The 20,126-nt window shown below is 68.7% G+C and carries 22 protein-coding genes and 1 pseudogene; 17 read left to right on the top strand and 6 right to left on the bottom strand.

Annotated features, from left to right (window positions below):
• Positions 1 to 226 precede the first annotated feature (226 nt).
• Genes rpsB through U8D42_RS13890 form a run of 3 tightly spaced genes read left to right on the top strand, consistent with a single transcriptional unit; the run spans position 227 to position 3,321 of the window.
• On the top strand, positions 227 to 1,060 hold the full coding sequence (rpsB, locus tag U8D42_RS13900; protein ID WP_085242118.1) for a 30S ribosomal protein S2: 834 nt from the start codon (positions 227 to 229) through the stop codon (positions 1,058 to 1,060).
• Position 1,061: 1 nt separating this feature from the next.
• The gene (gene tsf, locus U8D42_RS13895) at positions 1,062 to 1,889 is read left to right on the top strand and encodes a translation elongation factor Ts (protein ID WP_322859979.1); all 828 of its coding nucleotides are present in this window, start codon (positions 1,062 to 1,064) and stop codon (positions 1,887 to 1,889) included.
• Between the two features lie 31 nt (positions 1,890 to 1,920).
• A complete protein-coding gene (locus U8D42_RS13890) occupies positions 1,921 to 3,321 on the top strand; it encodes an amidase (RefSeq protein ID WP_322859980.1) in 1,401 nt (466 codons plus the stop codon).
• On the opposite strand, the gene U8D42_RS13885 is transcribed toward U8D42_RS13890, so the two are convergent.
• Positions 3,318 to 3,737 (bottom strand): MarR family winged helix-turn-helix transcriptional regulator, encoded by a 420-nt coding sequence (locus U8D42_RS13885; protein ID WP_068053011.1) that lies wholly within the window; start codon positions 3,735 to 3,737, stop codon positions 3,318 to 3,320. The genes U8D42_RS13890 and U8D42_RS13885 overlap by 4 nt on opposite strands.
• A 137-nt stretch (positions 3,738 to 3,874) precedes the next feature.
• Here U8D42_RS13885 and U8D42_RS13880 point away from each other — a divergent pair, with 137 nt between their 5' ends.
• Complete coding sequence (locus U8D42_RS13880) at positions 3,875 to 4,288, top strand: ChaB family protein (RefSeq protein ID WP_085242115.1); 414 nt, start codon at positions 3,875 to 3,877, stop codon at positions 4,286 to 4,288.
• A gap of 87 nt (positions 4,289 to 4,375) precedes the next feature.
• Positions 4,376 to 4,705, top strand: coding sequence for a DUF2795 domain-containing protein (locus tag U8D42_RS13875; protein WP_085242114.1), 330 nt, complete (start codon positions 4,376 to 4,378; stop codon positions 4,703 to 4,705).
• A gap of 235 nt (positions 4,706 to 4,940) precedes the next feature.
• Here the strand turns inward: U8D42_RS13875 and U8D42_RS13870 are convergent.
• Both U8D42_RS13870 and U8D42_RS13865 read right to left on the bottom strand, forming a co-directional pair.
• A pseudogene (locus tag U8D42_RS13870) lies at positions 4,941 to 5,216 on the bottom strand (SDR family oxidoreductase); the annotation flags it as partial.
• A gap of 87 nt (positions 5,217 to 5,303) precedes the next feature.
• Positions 5,304 to 5,480, bottom strand: coding sequence for a hypothetical protein (locus tag U8D42_RS13865; RefSeq protein WP_322859981.1), 177 nt, complete (start codon positions 5,478 to 5,480; stop codon positions 5,304 to 5,306).
• Positions 5,481 to 5,786: 306 nt separating this feature from the next.
• Between U8D42_RS13865 and U8D42_RS13860 the strand changes: the two genes are divergently transcribed.
• Both U8D42_RS13860 and U8D42_RS13855 read left to right on the top strand, forming a co-directional pair.
• Positions 5,787 to 6,344, top strand: coding sequence for an MPT63 family protein (locus tag U8D42_RS13860; RefSeq protein ID WP_322859982.1), 558 nt, complete (start codon positions 5,787 to 5,789; stop codon positions 6,342 to 6,344).
• 101 nt (positions 6,345 to 6,445) lie between these two features.
• Complete coding sequence (locus tag U8D42_RS13855) at positions 6,446 to 7,381, top strand: lysophospholipid acyltransferase family protein (RefSeq protein WP_085242111.1); 936 nt, start codon at positions 6,446 to 6,448, stop codon at positions 7,379 to 7,381.
• 46 nt (positions 7,382 to 7,427) lie between these two features.
• On the opposite strand, the gene U8D42_RS13850 is transcribed toward U8D42_RS13855, so the two are convergent.
• Positions 7,428 to 8,165, bottom strand: coding sequence for a response regulator transcription factor (locus U8D42_RS13850; RefSeq protein ID WP_322859983.1), 738 nt, complete (start codon positions 8,163 to 8,165; stop codon positions 7,428 to 7,430).
• Between the two features lie 225 nt (positions 8,166 to 8,390).
• Positions 8,391 to 8,627, bottom strand: a complete 237-nt coding sequence (gene mbp1 / locus U8D42_RS13845) for a microaggregate-binding protein 1 (RefSeq protein ID WP_085242109.1) — start codon at positions 8,625 to 8,627, stop codon at positions 8,391 to 8,393.
• Between the two features lie 351 nt (positions 8,628 to 8,978).
• Here mbp1 and pyrH point away from each other — a divergent pair, with 351 nt between their 5' ends.
• From pyrH to rlmN, 4 genes are all read left to right on the top strand, one after another.
• Complete coding sequence (pyrH, locus tag U8D42_RS13840) at positions 8,979 to 9,785, top strand: UMP kinase (protein WP_085242108.1); 807 nt, start codon at positions 8,979 to 8,981, stop codon at positions 9,783 to 9,785.
• A 67-nt stretch (positions 9,786 to 9,852) separates the two neighbouring features.
• Positions 9,853 to 10,410, top strand: coding sequence for a ribosome recycling factor (frr, locus tag U8D42_RS13835; RefSeq protein ID WP_322859984.1), 558 nt, complete (start codon positions 9,853 to 9,855; stop codon positions 10,408 to 10,410).
• Between the two features lie 32 nt (positions 10,411 to 10,442).
• On the top strand, positions 10,443 to 11,366 hold the full coding sequence (locus U8D42_RS13830; RefSeq protein WP_085242106.1) for a phosphatidate cytidylyltransferase: 924 nt from the start codon (positions 10,443 to 10,445) through the stop codon (positions 11,364 to 11,366).
• A 24-nt stretch (positions 11,367 to 11,390) separates the two neighbouring features.
• Entirely contained in the window at positions 11,391 to 12,485 is a 1,095-nt protein-coding gene (rlmN, locus tag U8D42_RS13825; protein ID WP_322859985.1) for a 23S rRNA (adenine(2503)-C(2))-methyltransferase RlmN, read from the top strand.
• A 15-nt stretch (positions 12,486 to 12,500) separates the two neighbouring features.
• On the opposite strand, the gene U8D42_RS13820 is transcribed toward rlmN, so the two are convergent.
• The gene (locus tag U8D42_RS13820; protein ID WP_085242141.1) at positions 12,501 to 12,755 is read right to left on the bottom strand and encodes a DUF2631 domain-containing protein; all 255 of its coding nucleotides are present in this window, start codon (positions 12,753 to 12,755) and stop codon (positions 12,501 to 12,503) included.
• 96 nt (positions 12,756 to 12,851) lie between these two features.
• Here U8D42_RS13820 and dxr point away from each other — a divergent pair, with 96 nt between their 5' ends.
• The 6 genes from dxr (at position 12,852) to U8D42_RS13790 (ending at position 20,114) form a co-directional block, all read left to right on the top strand.
• A complete protein-coding gene (gene dxr / locus U8D42_RS13815) occupies positions 12,852 to 14,048 on the top strand; it encodes a 1-deoxy-D-xylulose-5-phosphate reductoisomerase (protein ID WP_322859986.1) in 1,197 nt (398 codons plus the stop codon).
• A gap of 19 nt (positions 14,049 to 14,067) precedes the next feature.
• The gene (locus U8D42_RS13810) at positions 14,068 to 15,291 is read left to right on the top strand and encodes a M50 family metallopeptidase (RefSeq protein WP_322859987.1); all 1,224 of its coding nucleotides are present in this window, start codon (positions 14,068 to 14,070) and stop codon (positions 15,289 to 15,291) included.
• Positions 15,292 to 15,397: 106 nt separating this feature from the next.
• The gene (gene ispG / locus U8D42_RS13805; protein ID WP_322859988.1) at positions 15,398 to 16,564 is read left to right on the top strand and encodes a flavodoxin-dependent (E)-4-hydroxy-3-methylbut-2-enyl-diphosphate synthase; all 1,167 of its coding nucleotides are present in this window, start codon (positions 15,398 to 15,400) and stop codon (positions 16,562 to 16,564) included.
• Positions 16,565 to 16,620: 56 nt separating this feature from the next.
• On the top strand, positions 16,621 to 17,475 hold the full coding sequence (locus U8D42_RS13800; RefSeq protein WP_085242101.1) for a GNAT family N-acetyltransferase: 855 nt from the start codon (positions 16,621 to 16,623) through the stop codon (positions 17,473 to 17,475).
• A 142-nt stretch (positions 17,476 to 17,617) separates the two neighbouring features.
• Positions 17,618 to 19,432 carry a penicillin-binding transpeptidase domain-containing protein gene (locus tag U8D42_RS13795; protein ID WP_090423018.1) on the top strand — a complete coding sequence of 605 codons (1,815 nt, stop codon included), beginning with the start codon at positions 17,618 to 17,620 and terminating at the stop codon, positions 19,430 to 19,432.
• 97 nt (positions 19,433 to 19,529) lie between these two features.
• Positions 19,530 to 20,114, top strand: a complete 585-nt coding sequence (locus U8D42_RS13790; RefSeq protein ID WP_322859989.1) for a DUF1707 SHOCT-like domain-containing protein — start codon at positions 19,530 to 19,532, stop codon at positions 20,112 to 20,114.
• The last annotated feature ends 12 nt before the right edge of the window (positions 20,115 to 20,126 follow it).

The raw sequence follows: 20,126 nt of genomic DNA, 5'->3' as shown, positions 1-20,126 counted from the left end.
GTGCTGTGCAAAACCACCTGCTGAGTCGGTGTAAACTCCTGGTCGCAGCTCGTTCGCGGGCTGACTTCGCGCGTCCGCCCCGCGTCTCCCGTTCCACTAGGAGTTCGCACCGCGTGCCGGGCGGTCCCCGCCAGGGCTTTTCCTGACGGGGTCCGGCATCGCAGCAGGCGCCAGGGCCCGGCCTCACCCGATGCCGGGCGACAACCGACACAAGTAAGGCACCACCATGGCCGTCGTAACCATGAAGCAGCTGCTGGACAGCGGCACCCACTTCGGGCACCAGACCCGTCGCTGGAATCCCAAGATGAAGCGGTTCATCTTCACCGACCGCAACGGCATCTACATCATCGACCTGCAGCAGACGCTGACCTTCATCGATAAGGCATACGAGTTCGTCAAGGAAACCGTCGCCCACGGCGGGTCGGTGCTGTTCGTCGGCACCAAGAAGCAGGCGCAGGAATCGGTGGCCGCCGAGGCGACCCGCGTCGGCATGCCGTACGTGAACCAGCGCTGGCTGGGCGGGATGCTCACCAACTTCTCCACCGTGCACAAGCGGCTGCAGCGCCTCAAGGAGCTCGAGGCGATGGAGCAGACCGGCGGCTTCGAGGGCCGCACCAAGAAAGAGATCTTGATGCTGACCCGGGAGAAGAACAAGCTGGAGCGCAGCCTGGGCGGTATCCGCGACATGGCCAAGGTGCCGTCGGCGATCTGGGTCGTCGACACCAACAAGGAGCACATCGCCGTCGGCGAGGCCCGCAAGCTGGGTATCCCGGTGATCGCGATCCTGGACACCAACTGCGACCCCGACGAGGTCGACTACCCGATCCCCGGCAACGACGACGCGATCCGCTCGGCCGCGCTGCTGACCAAGGTGATCGCCTCCGCGGTCGCCGAGGGCCTGCAGGCGCGCGCCGGAGTCGGCCGGGGCGACGGCAAGCCCGAGGTGGAGGCTGCCGAGCCGCTGCCCGAATGGGAGCAGGAACTGCTGGCCTCCGCTGCTGCCACCGGCGCCCCCACCGAAGCCGCTGCGGGCGCACCCGAACCAACCACGGAAGGCTGATATGGCCAACTTCACCGCCGCCGACGTCAAGAAGCTTCGGGAGCTCACCGGCGCCGGCATGCTCGACTGCAAGAACGCGCTGGCTGAGAGCGACGGCGACTTCGACAAGGCCGTCGAGGCGCTGCGCATCAAGGGCGCCAAGGACGTCGGCAAGCGCGCCGAGCGCGCCACGGCCGAGGGCCTGGTCGCGGCCAAGGGCGGCGCGCTGATCGAGCTGAACTCCGAGACCGACTTCGTCGCCAAGAACGCCGAGTTCCAGGCGCTGGCCGACCAGGTCGTCGACGCCGCGCTGGCCGCCAAGGCCACCGACGTCGAGACCCTCAAGGCGGCTCCGATTTCTTCAGGATCGGCGACTAAGACGGTCGAGCAGGCCATCGCCGACCTGTCGGCCAAGATCGGCGAGAAGCTGGAACTGCGGCGCGTGCAGTACTTCGACGGCACCGTCGAGGCCTACCTGCACAAGCGCGCGGCCGACCTGCCGCCCGCCGTCGGAGTGCTGGTCGAGTTCGAGGGCGCCGACAAGGACGCCGCCCACACGGTCGCGCTGCAGATCGCCGCGCTCAAGGCGCGGTTCCTGTCGCGTGACGACGTCCCCGAGGACGTCGTGGCCAGCGAGCGCCGCATCGCCGAGGAGACCGCCAAGGCCGAGGGCAAGCCCGAGCAGGCGCTGCCCAAGATCGTCGAGGGGCGGCTGAACGGATTCTTCAAGGACGCGGTGCTGCTGGAGCAGCCGTCGGTGTCCGACAGCAAGAAGACGGTCAAGGCCCTCCTGGACGACGCCGGCGTCACGGTGACGCGGTTCGTTCGCTTCGAGGTGGGCCAGGCTTAACCCGCGGGACCGGGCGCGTTAGCGTCGACACATGCGACACGTGCACGCGTTCGGCGACGACGCGCTCGGTGATCTGGACGCGGTGGGCCTCGCCCACGCCATCCAGGCCGGCTGGGTGAGCAGGGCGGAGGTCGTCGAGGCCGCCATCGCCCGCACCGAGGCCGTCGACCCGATCCTCAACGGTCTGGCCTACGCGGCGTTCCATCAGGCGAGGTCCGCCGCCCCGGCGACCGGCTTCTTTGACGGCGTCCCGACGTTCCTCAAGGACAACGTCGACATCGCCGGCCAGCCGACGATGCACGGCACCGATGCGTGGACGCCGTCGAATGCCACCTCCGACGGCGAATTCACCCGGCTGTTTCTGGCCACCGGGCTGGCCCCCGTGGGCAAGACGCAGTTGTCGGAATTCGGGTTCAGCGCGTCGGCCGAACACCCGCGGCTGGGGCCGGTCCGCAACCCGTGGAACACCGACTACAGCGCCGGCGCATCCTCGTCGGGCTCGGGTGCGTTCGTTGCCGCCGGCGTGGTGCCGATCGCCCACGCCAACGACGGCGGCGGCTCCATCCGCATCCCTGCCGCCTGCAACGGGCTCGTCGGGCTGAAGCCGTCGCGCGGGCGACTGCCGCTGGACGCCCATTTGCGCCGGATGCCGGTGGGCATCGTCGCCAACGGTGTGGTGACCCGTTCGGTGCGTGACACCGCGGCGTTCTACCGGGAGGCCGAACGCATCTGGCGTAACCCGAAACTGGCGCCTGTCGGCGACGTCACCGGCCCCGGCAGGCAGCGGCTGCGGATCGCCGTACTGACCCGGTCGGTGCAACGCGACTGCAGCCCCCAGGTACGCGAGCTGACGCTGAAGTCCGCCGGTCTTCTCGAGGAGTTGGGGCACCGCGTCGAATACCTCGATGAGCCCCCGGTGCCGGCCAGCTTCGTCGACGATTTCGTCCTCTACTGGGGATTTCTCGCGCTGGCCCAGGTGCGCAGCGGGCGGCACATGTTCGGCAAGACGTTCGACCGCGGCCGGCTGGACAGCCTGACGCTGGGTCTGGAGCGAAACACCGCCCGCAACATGCACCGACTGCCGCTGGCCATCATGCGGTTGCGCCGAATCCGCAGGCGCACCGCGGAATTCTTCGGCACCTACGACGTCGTGCTCACCCCGACGCTGGCCGACGAGACGCCCCGCATCGGGTATCTGGCACCCACCGACTACCACCAGGTCATCGAGCGGCTGATCGACTGGGTGTCCTTCACCCCGCTGCAGAACGTCACCGGGGAGCCGGCGATCTCGCTCCCGCTGGCCCAGTCCGCCGACGGCATGCCGGTGGGCATGATGTTCTCGGCCGCCGTCGGGCAGGAGGCGCTGTTGCTCGAGTTGGCCTACGAACTCGAAGAGGCCCGGCCCTGGGCCAAGATCCACACCTCGACCTAGTCGGACCCGAGCTTGTCGAGCATCCGCTTGAACTCGCGCTGCTGAGGTTCGGTCAGCTTGGCCAGGATGCGGGCATCGGCGGTCCGCACCGCGCCTTCCGCGCGCTTCAACAGGGCCCGGCCCTGCCCGGTCAGCGTGGCGGGTAGCGCGCGGCCGCTGGACACCGACGTCGGGCGCGCCACGGCGCCAATGTCTTCCAGCTTGCGCAGCACGGTGTTCATCGCCTGTGGTGTGACGCCCGCCTGCCGGGACAGTTCGGCGCTCGACGTGCCGGGAAACATGGAAAGCATACGCAGGCAGACGAATTCGGGCAGCGTCAGACCGAGCGGGCCCAACACGGCGGACACCTCCGGTCGCAGCAGGCTCGCTACCCGGTAGAGCAGGTAACCGAGCGGGGCGTCTTCGGCCAGAACCATGTCAACGATATTGACATATTTCGGCGGTCCGGACGTGGATTCGGCGCGGCGAAGTCGTGATTGCCGGCCCGTCAAGGGGGTAACCGACCACCGGTGGGTGGCCCCCCATCGCGCGGGTTTGATCAGGAGGTTTTTCCATGCCGAAGACGACGAAGGGCGGCAAGCCGAAGAAGGACGAACTGCCGAGCACGTTGCAGCGTTCCAGCGCCAAGGCGCAACGCACGTTCGCGAAGACGCACGATGCGGCCGCAGACGAATACGGCAGCGAAGAGCGCGCCCACCGGGTGGCGTATTCGGCCCTCAAGCACAGTTTCGAAAAAGTCGGCGACCATTGGGAACCCAAGGAGGAGAAGGGTCCGTCCGACGAGCGCGCCACGAGCGGCGGCCCGCAAGCCTCCGGGGCGACCGCTGAGGGCGTGGACGCCAACGCGAGCAAGAAACACCTGCTTGACCTGGCCCGTCGGCTCGACGTCCGGGGCCGCTCGACGATGAGCAAGCCGGAGTTGGTCGACGCGATCGTGAAGCACAACCGGCGGGTCCGTGGCCGCTGAGCATCGCACCGGCGGTCGCGCCGATGTGACCCAGTCGGCACCCGGTGGCCTCGTTTAGACCAGTGGCCACCGGGCATCCCGACAGCCATGGTTGCGTCCACCACCCCTAGTCAGCTGCGCCAGTGCCTCAACGATGTGGACTTTCCGGCCAACAAGCAGGATCTGCTTGACGCCGCCGGTCGCAATGGCTGCAACGACGACACGATCCGCGCCCTGCGGGGCATTCCCCCCGAGACCTACAACAACGCCGCCCAGGTCGCCGCGTCGGTCACGATCACCGACGAACACGACGTCCAAGACGGCGACAAGGCCGCGGCGCGTCGCTCCCACACCAAACCCGGGCTCGCCGAAAACGGTAAGGACATCCCCGTCCAGAGCCCGATCGTCGACGAGCTGGGCGAGAACAGGGGTTCCTGAGCCCGGCGCGTTGCGCGCCCGCGGCCGAGCCCGGCAGGCCAATCCCCTTGCCGGACAACCCGTTGGGGCCCGTCGACAACTTGCCGACGGCCGCATGCCAGGGCGGATGGTCACCCTCGGGCGGTACCCGGTGCTACCGCGTCTGCCCGCCGGATCCCGCCAACCCGGCGGTTCCGCTCGGCTGGACGCCCGGCATGGCGTGCCCGTTCCGGCCGTGACCGGGCGCCCGGGCGGCTCACAGCACCGGTCGCCCTCCCGTCACCGCGACCCGTGCGCCGGAGATATAGCTCGCGTCGTCGGAGGCCAACAGCACATAGATGGGGGCGAGTTCGGCCGGCTGACCGGCGCGCCCCAGCGGCACGTTCTCCCCGAAGGATTCGACGCTGTCGGGCGGCATGGTCGAGGGAATCAGTGGCGTCCATATCGGGCCGGGCGCCACGCTGTTGACCCGGATTCCCTTCTCGCCGAGCAGTTGTGCCAGGCTGGCCGAGAAATTCGCGATGGCACGCCTGGGACGTCCTGTTGCTGAGGGGCAAAACCCATCCGATTTCTCTTTCGTGATCGAAGGTCCGCCATGCACTGGTGCGGACAAGCGGCTCTAGGATTTCCGCGGTACCGGGCCGGCGGTCGGGATGTCGGCGTCGTCGTCGGCCGGTGGCTCGGGATCACGCCATTCCTCGGCGCGACTGGGGCGGTTACCGCGTAGCGTGCCGTCCAACTCGTGTTTGAGTTCGTCGTCCTCGCGCGAGCTGTGCTTCGAACTTCCGCGTTCCATGGACGGCCCTTTCCTCATCGGCTGCTTCGTCTGGCTCCGACTACCCGCCACCACGGTGGCTAATCGCCCGCTGGCGCCGACGCGGAGCGCGGGCATATCAGTGATACGACGTGAATAGCGATACAGATGTTAAGAAATGATACGAAAGGTGCTGTCCGGCAAAAAAATCCGTTCCGGCAGTAAGCGCCGCCTATTTCGCAATTTCGACGCGCGGACATGTTTAAAGCGGATGACAAATGGCTATTGGCGCCATATGTGCGTATTGCCCTTCTGGGGGGCGATTGTTCAACACGAAAGGAATGAACAATGAAGGTCACCAAGACGGCCGTCAAGACAGCCGCCGCAGCCGGGGGCATAGCGGTGGCGAGTATCTTCGCCGCGACGCCGGCTTCGGCCGCGCCGCCGCCCAACATTCAGGGCTTCGGCACCAGCGAAAAACTCGTCGACGGGCCGCTGATCACGGACTACACGGTGAGCAACCTGCAGCCCAGCAATGCCGCGATTCCCGGCTACACGCCCAAGGGGACGCTCTACCAGGCTGACATCACCGCGCGGTCGGACGGCGGGGTCGTCACCCCGATGGTCAACGACTTCATCGCCCGCGGCCCCAATGGCCAGAACTACCGGGTGATCGACAAGGTGGGGGTCCCCAATGGCCTCAACCCGGCGCCGATCCCGCAGGGCAGCGAGTCGACCGGCACGCTGTACTTCGACGTGACGGGTGCGCCGCCGAACGGCGTGGTCTACAACGACGGAATGCAAGACATTCTGATCTGGACCTCGAACGTGCAGGGTGGCTCGGCGCCCGGCGCTCCCAACGCCAGCCCGGCACCGGGCGCTCCGCCGGCCCCGGCCCACACGTAGTCCGGCTCGCGGAAATCTCCCCGTGTCGCGTGCGACGCGGGGAGATTCCGTTTTTATGGCCGTGTTGCATCGTGCGGGCATCAATCGGGTACCCGGCACCCATGAGTAACCCGGATCACAGGCCAGCCGACATTCGCGAACAGGCGCAGGTCCATGCCGAGCGGGCGCGGGCCACGATGGAGGAGCGGCGCAGCGATCAGGGCGGCGGATTGAGCGGTTGGGTCGCCGAGCGCGCCGGCAAGTGGGATCTCAGCGGGCAGGACGAGACCACCCTGCAACGACAGAAGTATCTCTGGAACGTGCTGGTGGACTACTGGTTTCGCATGGAGATCGACGGCTGGGAGAACGTCCCGCCGCCGCCGGCGCTGCTGGTCGGTATCCACTCCGGCGCTCCGTTCGTCTGGGACGCCTGGACCGTCGGTCTGCAGTGGTGGCGGCGCTTCGGTCAGGAACGCCCGCTCCACGGCACGGCGCATGACGCGTTGATGGCGATCCCGGTGATCGGGCGGTACTTCCGGTCCATGGGCGTCCTTCCGGCCGCCCCGGATGCAATCGCCACCGCCCTGGCCGAGGGGCGTGACGTCGCGCTGTGGCCCGGCGGCGAGGTGGACTCGCTGCGTCCGTGGACCGAGCGCGACCAGGCCAACCTGGCGGGGCGAAAAGGGTTCGTGAAGATGGCGATCCGGGCGGGCGTCCCTGTGGTGCCGATCGCCACGGTGGGCGGTGCCGACGCCATGCCCGTGCTAATCCGCGGTGACAAGCTGTCGAAGGCCTTGCAGCTGGACCGGCTGTTGCGCCTCAAGGTGTTCCCGCTGGCGATCTCACTGCCGTGGGGGATAGCGCCGGCGGCGCTTCCCCAGCTGCCGCTGCCGGCCAAGATCAGGACCCGGTTCATGCCGGCGGTGGAACTCGACCACGATCCCGCGCGCGCGGAGGACGAGGCCTACATCGACCGCAAGTACCGCGAGATCCAGGACTCCATCCAGCAAGGCATGGATGCGCTGGCCCGTAAGCGAGCCTTCCCACTGTTCGGCTGATGGATGCGAAAGTCTCTGTCCTGCAACATCACTCGATTCCGCAGAATCAGTGCGGCACCGGGTTCGAAGCGGAGTCCGTCCACATCGGTGTCAGCGGCGATTCAGTGACGATCCACTCCGGATACGGTGGGGTGGCCGCCCTATAGCCGACGCCCCGGACGGTGTCGACTATCGACTGATGGCGGGGCCCGAGCTTGGCGCGCAGCCGGCGGACGTGGACGTCGACCGAACGGACTCGACCATTGCTGTCGTAACCCCACGCCTCGTGCATCAGTCGGGTCCGGGTAAAGGGCCGGCCGGCGTGCTGCACAAGGAAACTCAGCAGCTTGAACTCGGTCAGCGTCAAACCCAGATCCTTGCCCTCCAGCAACCCGGTGAAGCTGGTCGGGTGCAAGAGCAGGGACCCGAATCGCAGGCTGCCGTCGATTGCGCTGCGCCGCTGGGCAATTGCGCGCCGCAGCCGCTCCTGCACCTCGTCGGCGTCGGCGCCGCACGCCATGACGTCGTCAACGACCAAGTCGCCGCCTACCGGCGCTCCTTCGGCCCCTTCCACCAGGGCCAGCACCGCGGTGGCGGGGGCTGCGGTGGTGAGCCGACGGCAGGCCTCCCGGGCGGCCGCGGGGTCGCCACGCGCATCGACGATCGCGACGTCACCGGAATCGTCGGGTGCGCCGCGGTCACCGGTGAGGGGCTCGCGCCGCGTGATTCGCGCGAACGACGGCAGGGGCGGGAGGGCCCGATCGAAGTCGTCCGCGTCGGTCAGCAATAGAACGTCCAACGGCATCTCCCGAACACTTCGCGTGGTTCTGGCCCCGGCCCCGCAGGCATCTCGCGAAAGAGATGTCTGCCAACGCGCAGCGATGATTACCCGCTCAGCACGAACTTAAGCAAACTGCTTCGACGAGGTGGCGGAGCGCGTCGGCCCGGCTAACTCGGCGTGAGTGCCCTGACCGGAAAAAGTCGATGGGCCCGGTCCGTTTGCACAGACCGGACCCATCCTTCCAGCAAGCTACTGATTGGCCTTCTGGCGCTGCTCAGCGGCCTCGGCGCCGCCCCGCGCCGCCTCGGCTTCGGCTTCCTTCTTCGCCGCGTCGCGCTGCGCCTCAGCCTTGTCCTGCTGGGCCTGGCCCTCGCGGGTCAGGTCGTCGCGACCCGTCACCGCACCAACGGCCTCCTTGGCCTTGCCTTTGACGTCCTCGACGACGCCCTTGACAGCTTCAGCAGGTCCCGAGTTGTTGTCCGCCATGGGTCAGTTCCTCCTCGTAGGCGTACCTTGAGCGATCGCTCAATGCCGATCGCCGGGGCGATCGGTCCTGTCACACGGCGGATTGGTCCTTATTCTCAAGACCGTGAATTCCCGCCGCCGATGGTGCGGATTCCCCCTGTCGGCCACCGCTCAAACATTGGCTCGCCGAGGGCGGCGGAACCGACGCGGCCGTCGGCTCACCTGGGCCGATCGACTCGAAAAGCCGTCCGCATCGCCAACTCTGCGCATAATGCACCCCGCCGAGGCCGCGTTGTGCTGCGATGAGGCAGGATGTGAAATGCCGTTCCGGATGAGATCACGCCGGGATGGCACTCTCATGCGAGGAGCCTGATGACGGAGTCCAGCGAGCCCCAAGCCGCCGGCGCGGCGGCTCCGAAGACGGAGGACATGGCACCGGAGAACGGATCGGCTGCCGGGCAGGCGCGAACGCGGCCGAAGTACTCCAGGGTGTTGCTCAAGCTCGGCGGCGAGATGTTCGGCGGCGGCCAGGTCGGCCTGGATCCCGACGTCGTGGCGCGGGTGGCCCGCCAGATAGCCGAGGTGGTTCGCGACGGCGTCCAGGTCGCCGTCGTGATCGGTGGCGGCAACTTCTTCCGCGGCGCGCAGCTGCAGCAGCGCGGCATGGAACGCACCCGTTCGGACTACATGGGCATGCTCGGCACGGTCATGAACAGCCTTGCGCTGCAAGACTTCCTGGAGAAGGAAGGCATCGTGACCCGGGTGCAGACCGCGATCACCATGGGTCAGGTCGCCGAGCCGTACCTGCCCCTGCGCGCCGTGCGCCACCTGGAGAAGGGCCGGGTGGTGATCTTCGGGGCCGGCATGGGACTGCCGTACTTCTCCACCGACACCACGGCCGCGCAGCGGGCGCTGGAGATCGGCGCGGAGGTGGTCTTGATGGCCAAGGCGGTCGACGGGGTGTTTTCCGCGGATCCTCGGCAGAACCCGCACGCCGAGCTCATCGCCGCGATCAGCCACCGCGAGGTCATCGACCGGGGCCTGCGAGTGGCCGATGCCACGGCGTTCAGCCTGTGCATGGACAATGGCATGCCGATCCTGGTGTTCAACCTGCTGACCAATGGCAATATCGCCCGCGCGGTCGCCGGTGAGAAAATCGGGACACTGGTCACCACCTGAGGGGAAGAGCGAATCATGATCCGCGCTGGCGACGATGCGCAACGCAGTGACGAAGAGGAGCGGCGCAATGATTGACGAGGCTATCTTCGACGCCGAAGAGAAGATGGAGAAGGCCGTGGCGGTGGCCCGTGACGACCTGTCAACCATCCGGACCGGCCGCGCCAACCCCGGCATGTTCTCCCGGATCGTCATCGACTACTACGGCGCTACCACCCCCATCACGCAGCTGGCCAGCATCAACGTGCCCGAGGCGCGGCTCGTCGTCATCAAGCCCTACGAGACCGGTCAGCTCGGCGCGATCGAAACGGCGATCCGCAACTCCGACCTGGGCGTCAACCCGACCAACGACGGCACCCTCATCCGGGTGGCGGTGCCGCAGCTCACCGAGGAGCGGCGCCGGGAGTTGGTCAAACAGGCCAAGGGCAAGGGGGAAGACGCCAAGGTGTCGGTGCGCAACATCCGCCGCAAGGCGATGGAGGAGTTGCACCGCATCCGCAAGGACGGCGAAGCCGGCGAGGACGAGGTCGGCCGTGCCGAAAAAGACCTGGACAAGACCACCCACCAGTACATCACCCAGATCGAAGACCTGGTCAAGCACAAAGAAGGCGAGCTGCTGGAGGTCTAGCGGCCGTCCAGCAGCTGAGTTCACCCAGGTCCGTGGCTAATACCGGCGCAGCCAGCCCGCCCGACGAGCCGCCGCGGGAGGCCACCGACGCCGCGCAGCAGCCCGCCAAGAAGACGTCCCGCGCGGGACGCGACCTGCGCGCCGCCATCGCGGTGGGTGCGGGGATCGGCGGCGTGCTGATCGTGACGCTGGTGTTCGCGCCGCGTTACTGGGTTCCCATCGTCGCGCTCGCCATCTTCGTGGCCACCCTCGAGGTGGCGCGCCGCCTGCGGGAGGCCGGATACGTCATCCCGCTCATCCCGTTGCTGATCGGCGGCCAGGTCACGATCTGGCTGACGTGGCCCTTCCACGCCGCCGGAGCCCTGGCCGGGTTCGGCGCCACCGTGGTGGTCTGCAACGTGTGGCGGCTGTTCATGCAGGACAACAGCAAGCGGCCCGAGCCGTTCGCCGGTTCGCCGTCGGCGAATTATCTGCGTGACGCGTCGGCGACCGTGTTCTTGGCCGCGTGGGTGCCGCTGTTCGCCTCGTTCGGTGCCCTGCTGGTCTACCCGAAGGACGGCGCGGGCCGGGTGTTCTGCCTGATGGTCACCGTCGTCGCCTCCGACGTCGGCGGCTACGCGGTGGGCGTCCTGCTCGGCAAGCACCCGATGGTTCCTGCGATCAGCCCGAAGAAGTCCTGGGAGGGTTTCGCGGGCTCGCTCTTCTTCGGCATCACCGCGGCGATCCTGACGGCCACGTTCCTGGCCGGAAAACCGCCCTGGATCGGCGCGTTGCTGGGCGTCGTCCTGGTGCTCACCTGCACGCTGGGCGACCTGGTCGAATCCCAGATCAAGCGTGATCTGGGCATCAAGGACATGGGCCGCCTGCTGCCCGGCCACGGCGGTCTGATGGATCGGCTCGACGGCGTGCTGCCGTCGGCGGTCGCCGCGTGGACGGTGCTGACGCTGGTCCCCTGACGGAGGACCGATACTGGACTGGTCATGGTCCAACAACTCGTTTTCACCGAACCCCGCCCCGGCAGGCCGCCGCGGCATTTCGCCGACCTCGACGCGGAAGGCCGCGCGTCGGCCGTCGCCGAGTTGGGCCTGCCGGCGTTCCGCGCCAAGCAGCTCGCGCATCAGTACTACGGCCGCCTGATCGCCGACCCCCGCGAGATGACCGACCTGCCGGCCGCCGTGCGGGACCGGGTCGCCGAGGCGATGTTCCCGCGACTGCTCACCGCGGCCGCCGAAGTCACCTGTGACGCCGGGCAGACCCGCAAGACGTTGTGGCGCGGCACCGACGGGACGACGTTCGAGTCGGTGCTGATGCGCTACCCGCAGCGCAACACCGTGTGCATCTCGTCGCAGGCCGGCTGCGGCATGGCCTGCCCGTTCTGTGCGACGGGGCAGGGGGGACTGACACGCAACCTGTCGACCGCGGAGATCCTCGAGCAAGTCCGTTCGGCTGCCGCCGCCCTGCGCGACGACTTCGGCGATCGGCTCTCCAACATCGTGTTCATGGGCATGGGCGAGCCGCTGGCCAACTACGCCAGGGTGGTCGCCGCGGTGCGTCGCATCACCGAACCGCCACCCCACGGCTTCGGGATTTCGGCCCGCTCGGTCACGGTGTCGACCGTCGGCCTGGCCCCGGCCATCCGCAAACTGGCCGACGAACGGCTCGGGGTCACGCTGGCGCTGTCGCTGCACGCGCCGGACGACGAACTGCGCGACACGCTCGTGCCGGTCAACAACCGGTGGAAGATCACCGAGGCGCTTGAGGCCGCCCGCTACTACGCCGACGTCACCGGTCGCCGCGTATCGGTGGAGTACGCGTTGATCCGCGACGTCAACGACCAGCCGTGGCGGGCCGATCTGCTCGGCAAACGCCTGCATCGGGCGCTCGGCCCGCTGGTGCACGTCAACCTGATTCCGCTCAACCCCACGCCGGGCAGCGAGTGGGACGCCAGCCCCAAGCCGGTGGAGCGGGAGTTCGTCCGGCGGGTCCGCGCCCAAGGGGTCTCGTGCACGGTCCGCGATACGCGCGGACGCGAGATCAGCGCCGCCTGCGGACAGCTGGCCTTCGAAAAGAGGTAGCAGGCGGGTAGCCGGCTACCTGATCCAGCCGCGCCGGCGGCCCCACAGGTCGCGGACCAGAACGACGAGCACCAGCGCGGCGAACCCGATGAGGTACCAGTTCTCGACGTGGCCGACGTGGTTGCCGCGCAGCATCGCCAGCAGGAATCCGAAGACGACCAGACCGGTGATGTGCCAGGTGCGGTGATTGATCCTGCTCCAACCCCACGCCGCCGACGGCACCTCGACGGTGTCGACACCGGTGAACTGCTCCACCTCGGTACTGGCCACGGTTGATCCCTTTCGTCGCTTCTGCAGCGATTCTGGCATACCCGCGGCGCGGTCCCGCAGCCATTGCGGGGTCCGATGGCGGGGCACAATGGGTGAGTGACAAACGCGACACCCGAAGGCCGCCTGCGCGTGCTGGTGCTGGGCAGCACCGGCTCCATCGGCACCCAGGCGCTGGAGGTGATAGCGGCCCACCCCGACCGCTTCGAGGTGGTCGGCCTGGCCGCGGGGGGCGCGAACCTGGACACCTTGCTGCGCCAGCGCGCCGACACCGGTGTCACCAACATCGCCGTCGCCGACGAACGCGCGGCGCAGATCGCCGACGTCCCCTACCGCGGTCCCGACGCGGTGACCCGGCTGGTCGAGGACACCGACGCAGACGTGGTGCTCAACGCGCTGGTGGGCGCCCTGGGGCTGCGACCGACGCTGGCCGCGCTGGAATCGGGCGCCCGGTTGGCGCTGGCCAACAAGGAGTCGCTGGTCGCCGGTGGTCCGCTGGTGCTGCGCGCGGCGCGCCCGGGGCAGATCGTGCCGGTCGACTCCGAACACTCCGCGCTGGCCCAGTGCCTGCGCGGCGGTGCCCCCGAGGAAGTCGCCAAGCTGGTGCTGACCGCCTCCGGCGGGCCGTTTCGCGGCTGGACCGCCGCGCAGCTCGAGGGCGTCACCCCGGAACAGGCCGGCGCCCACCCGACCTGGTCGATGGGGCCGATGAACACGCTGAACTCGGCCTCGCTGGTCAACAAGGGGCTCGAACTCATCGAGACGCACCTGCTGTTCGGCGTCGCGTATGACCGCATCGAGGTCGTCGTGCACCCGCAGTCGATTGTTCACTCGATGGTCACATTCGTGGACGGCTCGACCATCGCCCAGGCCAGCCCGCCGGACATGAAGCTGCCCATCTCGCTGGCCCTGGGCTGGCCTCACCGGGTCCCCGGGGTGGCCGCGTCCTGCGACTTCAGCACCGCCTCCAGCTGGGAGTTCGAACCGCTGGACAGCGAGGTTTTCCCCGCCGTCGAACTGGCCCGGTACGCCGGCCAGACCGGCGGCTGCATGACCGCCGTGTACAACGCGGCCAACGAAGAGGCGGCCGCGGCGTTCCTGGACGGCCGGGTGGGATTCCCCGTCATCGTGGAATCCATCGCCGACGTGCTGCACGCCGCAGACCAATGGGCGCATTCACCCGCTAACGTGGATGAGGTACTGGACGCGCAGCGCTGGGCGCGGGAGCGGGCGCGACGCGCCGTCGCACACGCACGGCCCGCCGAGGCCTCCGTCAACGCCTCCGGAATGGTGTGAGAAAGGTCCTGCAGCGGAGATGATGTTCGTTATCGGCATTGTGCTGTTCGCCCTCGCCATCCTGGTGTCGGTGGCGTTGCACGAGTGCGGTCACATGTGGGTCGCCCGTGCCACGGGCATGAAGGTGCGCCGCTACTTCGTCGGGTTCGGGCCCACGCTGTGGTCGACGCGCCGCGGTGAGACCGAGTACGGCCTCAAGGCGGTGCCGCTGGGCGGCTTCTGCGACATCGCCGGGATGACCTCGGTCGAGGAGCTGGCTCCCGACGAGACCGACCGGGCTATGTACAAGCAGGACGCGTGGAAGCGCGTCGCGGTGCTGTTCGCCGGCCCGGCCATGAACTTCGTCATCTGCCTGGTGCTGCTCTATGGCATCGCACTGGTCTGGGGATTGCCCAACCTGCACCCGCCCACCAAGGCGGTGATCGGTGAAACGGCTTGTGTCGCACCCGAAGTCGCACCGGGCAAGATCGCCGACTGCACCGGTCCCGGCCCGGCGGCGCTGGCCGGAATCCGCGCCGGCGACGTCGTGGTCAAGGTCGGCGACACCCCGGTGTCCACGTTCGACGACATGGCCGCCGCGGTCCGCAAGATGCACGGCACCGTTCCGGTCGTCGTCGAGCGCGACGGCAAGACAATCACCACCTACGTCGACGTCACGCCCACCCAGCGCTACCTGACCAACGGGACCAATGGCCCCGGCGGTCAGGCGGCGCCCTCGACGGTCGGCGCCATCGGCGTCGCCGGCGTCAGGCTCGCGCCCGTGCACTACGGCGTGTTCTCGGCGGTGCCGGCCACCTTCGCGTTCACCGCCGACCTGACCGGAGAGGTGGGCAAGGCGCTGGTCACCATCCCCACCAAGGTGGGTGCGCTGGTGCACGCCATCGGTGGTGGGCAGCGCGATCCGCAGACCCCGATGAGCGTGGTCGGCGCCAGCATCATCGGCGGCGACACCGTCGACCATGGGCTGTGGGTGGCGTTCTGGTTCTTCCTGGCCCAGCTGAACCTCATCCTGGGCGCGATCAACCTGGTCCCGCTGCTGCCGTTCGACGGCGGCCACATCGCCATCGCGGTGTTCGAGAAGCTCCGCAACCTGGTCCGGTCGGCCCGCGGCATGGTCGCGGCCGCGCCGGTGAACTACCTCAAGCTGATGCCCGCCACCTACGTGGTGCTGGTGTTCGTGGTCGGCTACATGTTGCTGACCGTGACCGCCGATCTGGTCAATCCGATCAGGCTCTTCCAATAATCGACCAAAGGACTAGAACAGTGACCCGCGCCCGCGACGATGCAGTGGGGCCACCCCCAGCCGCGAAGCGGCGAGGGGGACGAAGCGATGCGGAGGAGTGCCGCAAATGACCGTTCGCCTCGGCATGCCGGACGCTCCGGCGCCCACGCTCGCCCCCCGGCGCAACACGCGCCAACTCATGGTCCGCGACGTCGGGGTGGGCAGCGACTATCCGATTTCGGTGCAGTCGATGTGCACCACCAAAACCCATGACGTCAATACGACGCTGCAGCAGATCGCGGAACTGACCGCCGCCGGCTGTGACATCGTCCGGGTGGCCTGCCCGCGTCAGGAGGACGCCGACGCGCTGGCCGAGATCGCCCGGCACAGCCAGATCCCGGTGATCGCCGACATCCACTTCCAGCCGAAGTACATCTTCGCCGCCATCGACGCCGGGTGCGCCGCGGTGCGGGTGAACCCCGGCAACATCAAGGAATTCGACGGTCGGGTCGGCGAGGTGGCCAAGGCCGCCGCCGCGGCGGGCATCCCGATCCGCATCGGCGTCAACGCCGGCTCGCTGGACAAGCGCTTCCTGGAGAAGTACGGCAAGGCCACACCTGAGGCGCTGGTCGAGTCCGCGCTGTGGGAGGCCTCGCTGTTCGAGGAGCACGGCTTCGGCGACATCAAGATCAGCGTCAAGCACAACGACCCCGTCGTGATGGTCGCCGCCTACGAGCAGCTGGCCGCCCGGTGCGACTATCCGCTGCACCTCGGCGTCACCGAGGCCGGCCCGGCCTTCCAGGGCACCATCAAGTCCGCGGTGGCCTTCGGCGCGCTGCTGTCGCGGGGGATCGGCGACACCATCCGGGTGTCGCTGTCCGCGCCGCCGGTCGAAGAGGTCAAGGTCGGCATCCAGATTCTCGAGTCGCTGAACCTGCGGCCGCGCGGGCTGGAGATCGTGTCGTGCCCGTCGTGCGGCCGCGCGCAGGTCGACGTCTACAAATTGGCCAACGAGGTCACCGCCGGGCTGGACGGCCTCGACGTGCCGCTGCGGGTCGCCGTGATGGGCTGCGTCGTCAACGGCCCGGGCGAGGCGCGCGAGGCCGACCTGGGCGTCGCGTCCGGAAATGGCAAGGGGCAGATCTTCGTTCGCGGCGAAGTGATCAAGACCGTGCCGGAAGCCCAGATCGTCGAGACGCTGATCGAGGAAGCCATGCGGCTCGCCTCCGAGATGGGGACCGATCACGGTCCTGACACAACATCCAGCGGTTCGCCGATCGTGACCGTAAGCTGATGGGGGCCGGCTTCCCCGTGCCGGTCCTCTAGTTCGCTGCACAGAGAGTTCGCCAGATGTCGGCTCCGCCCTTGTTCCGCCTTGTCGGTGAGCGACGGGTGTCCGTGGTGCGCGACGCCGCCGCCGTCTGGCGAGTGTTCGACGAGGATCCGGTCGGCTCCTGCATGGTCGCGGCCCGGGTGGCAGACCACGGCATCGACCCGAACTCCATCGGCGGCGAACTGTGGACCCTGCGCGGCGCGGACGAGTCGCTGTGCTTCGCCGGCGCCAACCTGATCCCGCTGCGCGGCACACCGGCGGACATGGACGCCTTCGCCGACGAGGCGATGAGCGGGACTCGGCGCTGTTCGTCGTTGGTGGGCAGGGCGGACCTGGTGATGCGGATGTGGGAGCGGCTCGAGTCCGCGTGGGGCCCGGCCCGCGACGTGCGCGACAGCCAGCCGCTGCTGGCGCTGTCCAGACACCCCGACTGCGACATCGACCCCGGCGTGCGCCAGGTACGGCCGGACGAGCTGGACGCCTATCTGGTGGCCGCGGTGGACATGTTCATCGGCGAGGTGGGCGTCGACCCCCGCATCGGCGACGGCGGTCGCGGTTACCGGCGGCGGGTGGCGAGCTTGATCGCGGCCGGCCGCGCCTGGGCCCGCTTCGAGCATGGCCAGGTCGTCTTCAAGGCGGAGGTGGGTTCGCAGTCGCCGGGCGTCGGCCAGATACAGGGGGTGTGGGTGCACCCGGAGTGGCGGGGCCTGGGCCTGGGCACGGCCGGCACCGCGACCGTGGCCGCCGTGGTCGTCGGCAGCGGGCGCACCGCCAGCCTGTACGTCAACAGCTTCAACACGGTCGCGCGTGCGGCCTACGCCCGCGTCGGCTTCGCCGAGGTCGGCACCTTCGCGACGGTCCTGCTGGATTAAGGCGCCCCGCGCGTTCGCGCGCCTAACGGGGCGGCGATTTTCGGCGGTCTTCTTCGCCGTGGCGTTACGTGCGCATGCATAACGATCGCGTCTCGGTGTGTCGATGCCGGTGGGGCAGCCAGACTTCATAACATCTGTACCAATGGTCACAAAAACCCCACTGGTAATCGTGGCGGCCGGATCACTCGTTGCTGCCGTCGCGATGTCCGGGTGCACGCCGCGGCCCGACGGCCCCGGGCCGGCGGCCGAGAAGTTCTTCGGCGCCCTGGCCGTCGGCGACACCGCCACGGCCGCCGAGCTCAGCGACAACCCCAACGACGCCCGTGAGGCGCTCAACGCGGCGTGGGCGGGGCTGCAGGCCAGTCACCTCGACGCGCAGATCCTCAACGCCAAGTACGCCGAGGACACCGGCACGGTCGGCTACCGCTTCACCTGGCACCTGCCCAAAAACCGCCTCTGGACCTACGACGGCCAGCTGAAAATGGCGCGCGACGAGGGTCGCTGGGAGGTCCGCTGGACCACCACCGACCTGCACCCCAAACTGGGCGAGCATCAGACGTTCGCGCTGCGGGCCGATGCCCCGCGGCGCGCCTCGGTGAACGAGCTCGGCGGCAGCGATGTGCTGGTGCCCGGCTACCTGTACCACTACACGTTGGACGCCACCCAGGCCGGATCCGGAGCCGCCCTGTTCGGGACGGCACACGCGATCGTCGACGTCCTGCGCCCCTTCAACGGCGCGCTCAACGACCCGCAGTTGCTCGCCGAGCAGGCCAGCTCCGCGACACAGCAGGTGGACCTGGTGACGCTGCACCCCGACGACAACGACAAGGTCTTCCCGGCGATCGGCCGGCTGCCCGGCGTCGTGGTCACGCCGCAGCCCGAGATCCTGCCCACCGACCCGCATTTCGCGTCGGCCGTCATGTCAGAGGTGAAGAAGGCCGTCGTCGACCAACTCGACGGCGAGGCCGGCTGGCGGGTGGTCAGTGTCAACCAGAACGGCGTCGAAGTCGAAGTCCTGCACGAGGTGCCGGGGTCGCCGGCGCCGTCGATCTCGATCACGCTCGACCGGGTGGTGCAGAACGCCGCCCAGCGTGCGGTGGACACCCGTGGCGGCAAGGCCATGATGGTCGTGATCAAGCCGTCGACCGGGGAGATCCTGGCGATCGCCCAGAACGGGGGCGCCGACGCCGACGGCCTGCTGGCGACCACCGGCCTGTTCCCGCCGGGGTCGACGTTCAAGATGGTGACCGCGGGCGCGGCCGTCGACCGCGACATGGCCACCCCCAACACGATGCTGGGCTGCCCGGGCCATCTGGACATCGGGCACCGCACCATCCCCAACTACGGGGGCTTCGACCTCGGGGTGGTGCCGATGTCGCGGGCGTTCGCCAGTTCCTGCAACACCACCTTCGCCGAGCTGAGCAGCAAGATGCCGCCCCGGGGCCTGACGCAGGCCGCCAGCCGATACGGGATCGGGCTGGACTATCAGGTGGACGGCATCACCACGGTGACCGGGTCGGTGCCGCCGACGGTCGACCTCGCCGAGCGCACCGAGGACGGCTTCGGCCAGGGCAAGGTGCTGGCCAGCCCGTTCGGCATGGCCCTGGTGGCGGCGACCGTCGCCGCCGGTAAGACCCCGACGCCGCAGCTGATCGCGGGGCGGCCCACCGCGGTTCAGGGCGACACCACGCCGATCAGTCCCAAGATGGTCGACGCGCTGCGGCCCATGATGCGGCTGGTGGTGACCAACGGGACCGCCAAGGAGATCGCCGGCTGCGGCGCGGTCTACGGGAAGACGGGTGAGGCCGAGTTCCCGGGCGGTTCGCATTCCTGGTTCGCCGGATACCGCGGCGACCTGGCGTTCGCGTCGCTGATCGTCGGGGGTGGCAGCTCGGAATACGCGGTTCGGATGACCAAGGTGATGTTCGAGTCGCTGCCCCCGGACTTTCTGGCCTAGCTCCGTTCGCAAGCGCGGCGCCGGCGCCGCGCGCAGCGGGGCGGCGCCATCTGGCCTGAGCCGGTCCCCGATGCCGCTTCGGCGGTAAATTGCGAGCATGACGGATACCGGCGGCGACATGGTCGCGTTGCGGGTCTCGGACGCCGACCGCAACGGCACGATGCGGCGGTTGCACAACGCCGTCGCGCTGGGCCTGATCGACATCGACGAATTCGAGCAGCGCTCGTCGCAGGTGTCCTACGCGCGCACCCGGGGCGAGCTCGACGGGCTGGTCGGTGACCTGCCCGGTCCCGGCGCCATCGTCACCTCCGCGGCCGACCGGGTCGAGTTGCGTGGCTGGGCCGGCTCACTCAAACGGCATGGGGAGTGGATGGTGCCGACCCGCCTTGCGCTGGTCCGGCGGCTGGGCTCGATCGAACTCGACCTCACCAAGGCGCGGTTCGCGGGCCCGGTGGTGGTCATCGAACTCGACATGCGGTTCGGCTCGGTGGAGATCCGACTGCCCGACGGTGCCAGCGCGTCGATCGACGACGTGGAGGTCTATGTGGGCAGCGCCAGCGACCGCCGCAAAGACGCGCCGGGCGAAGGGCGGCCGCACGTCGTGCTGACGGGGCGGGTGGTGTGCGGTTCGGTGACCATCCGGGGGCAGCGGCGCGCGTTGCTGCGCGGCCGCTTCGGCTGAGCCGGCGTCGCG

Origin of the sequence: Mycobacterium europaeum (assembly GCF_034555895.2) — a bacterium.
Taxonomy (GTDB): domain Bacteria; phylum Actinomycetota; class Actinomycetes; order Mycobacteriales; family Mycobacteriaceae; genus Mycobacterium; species Mycobacterium europaeum.
The sequence above is the reverse complement of the archived record's forward strand: the minus strand, read 5'-3'. Positions and strand labels throughout refer to the sequence as shown.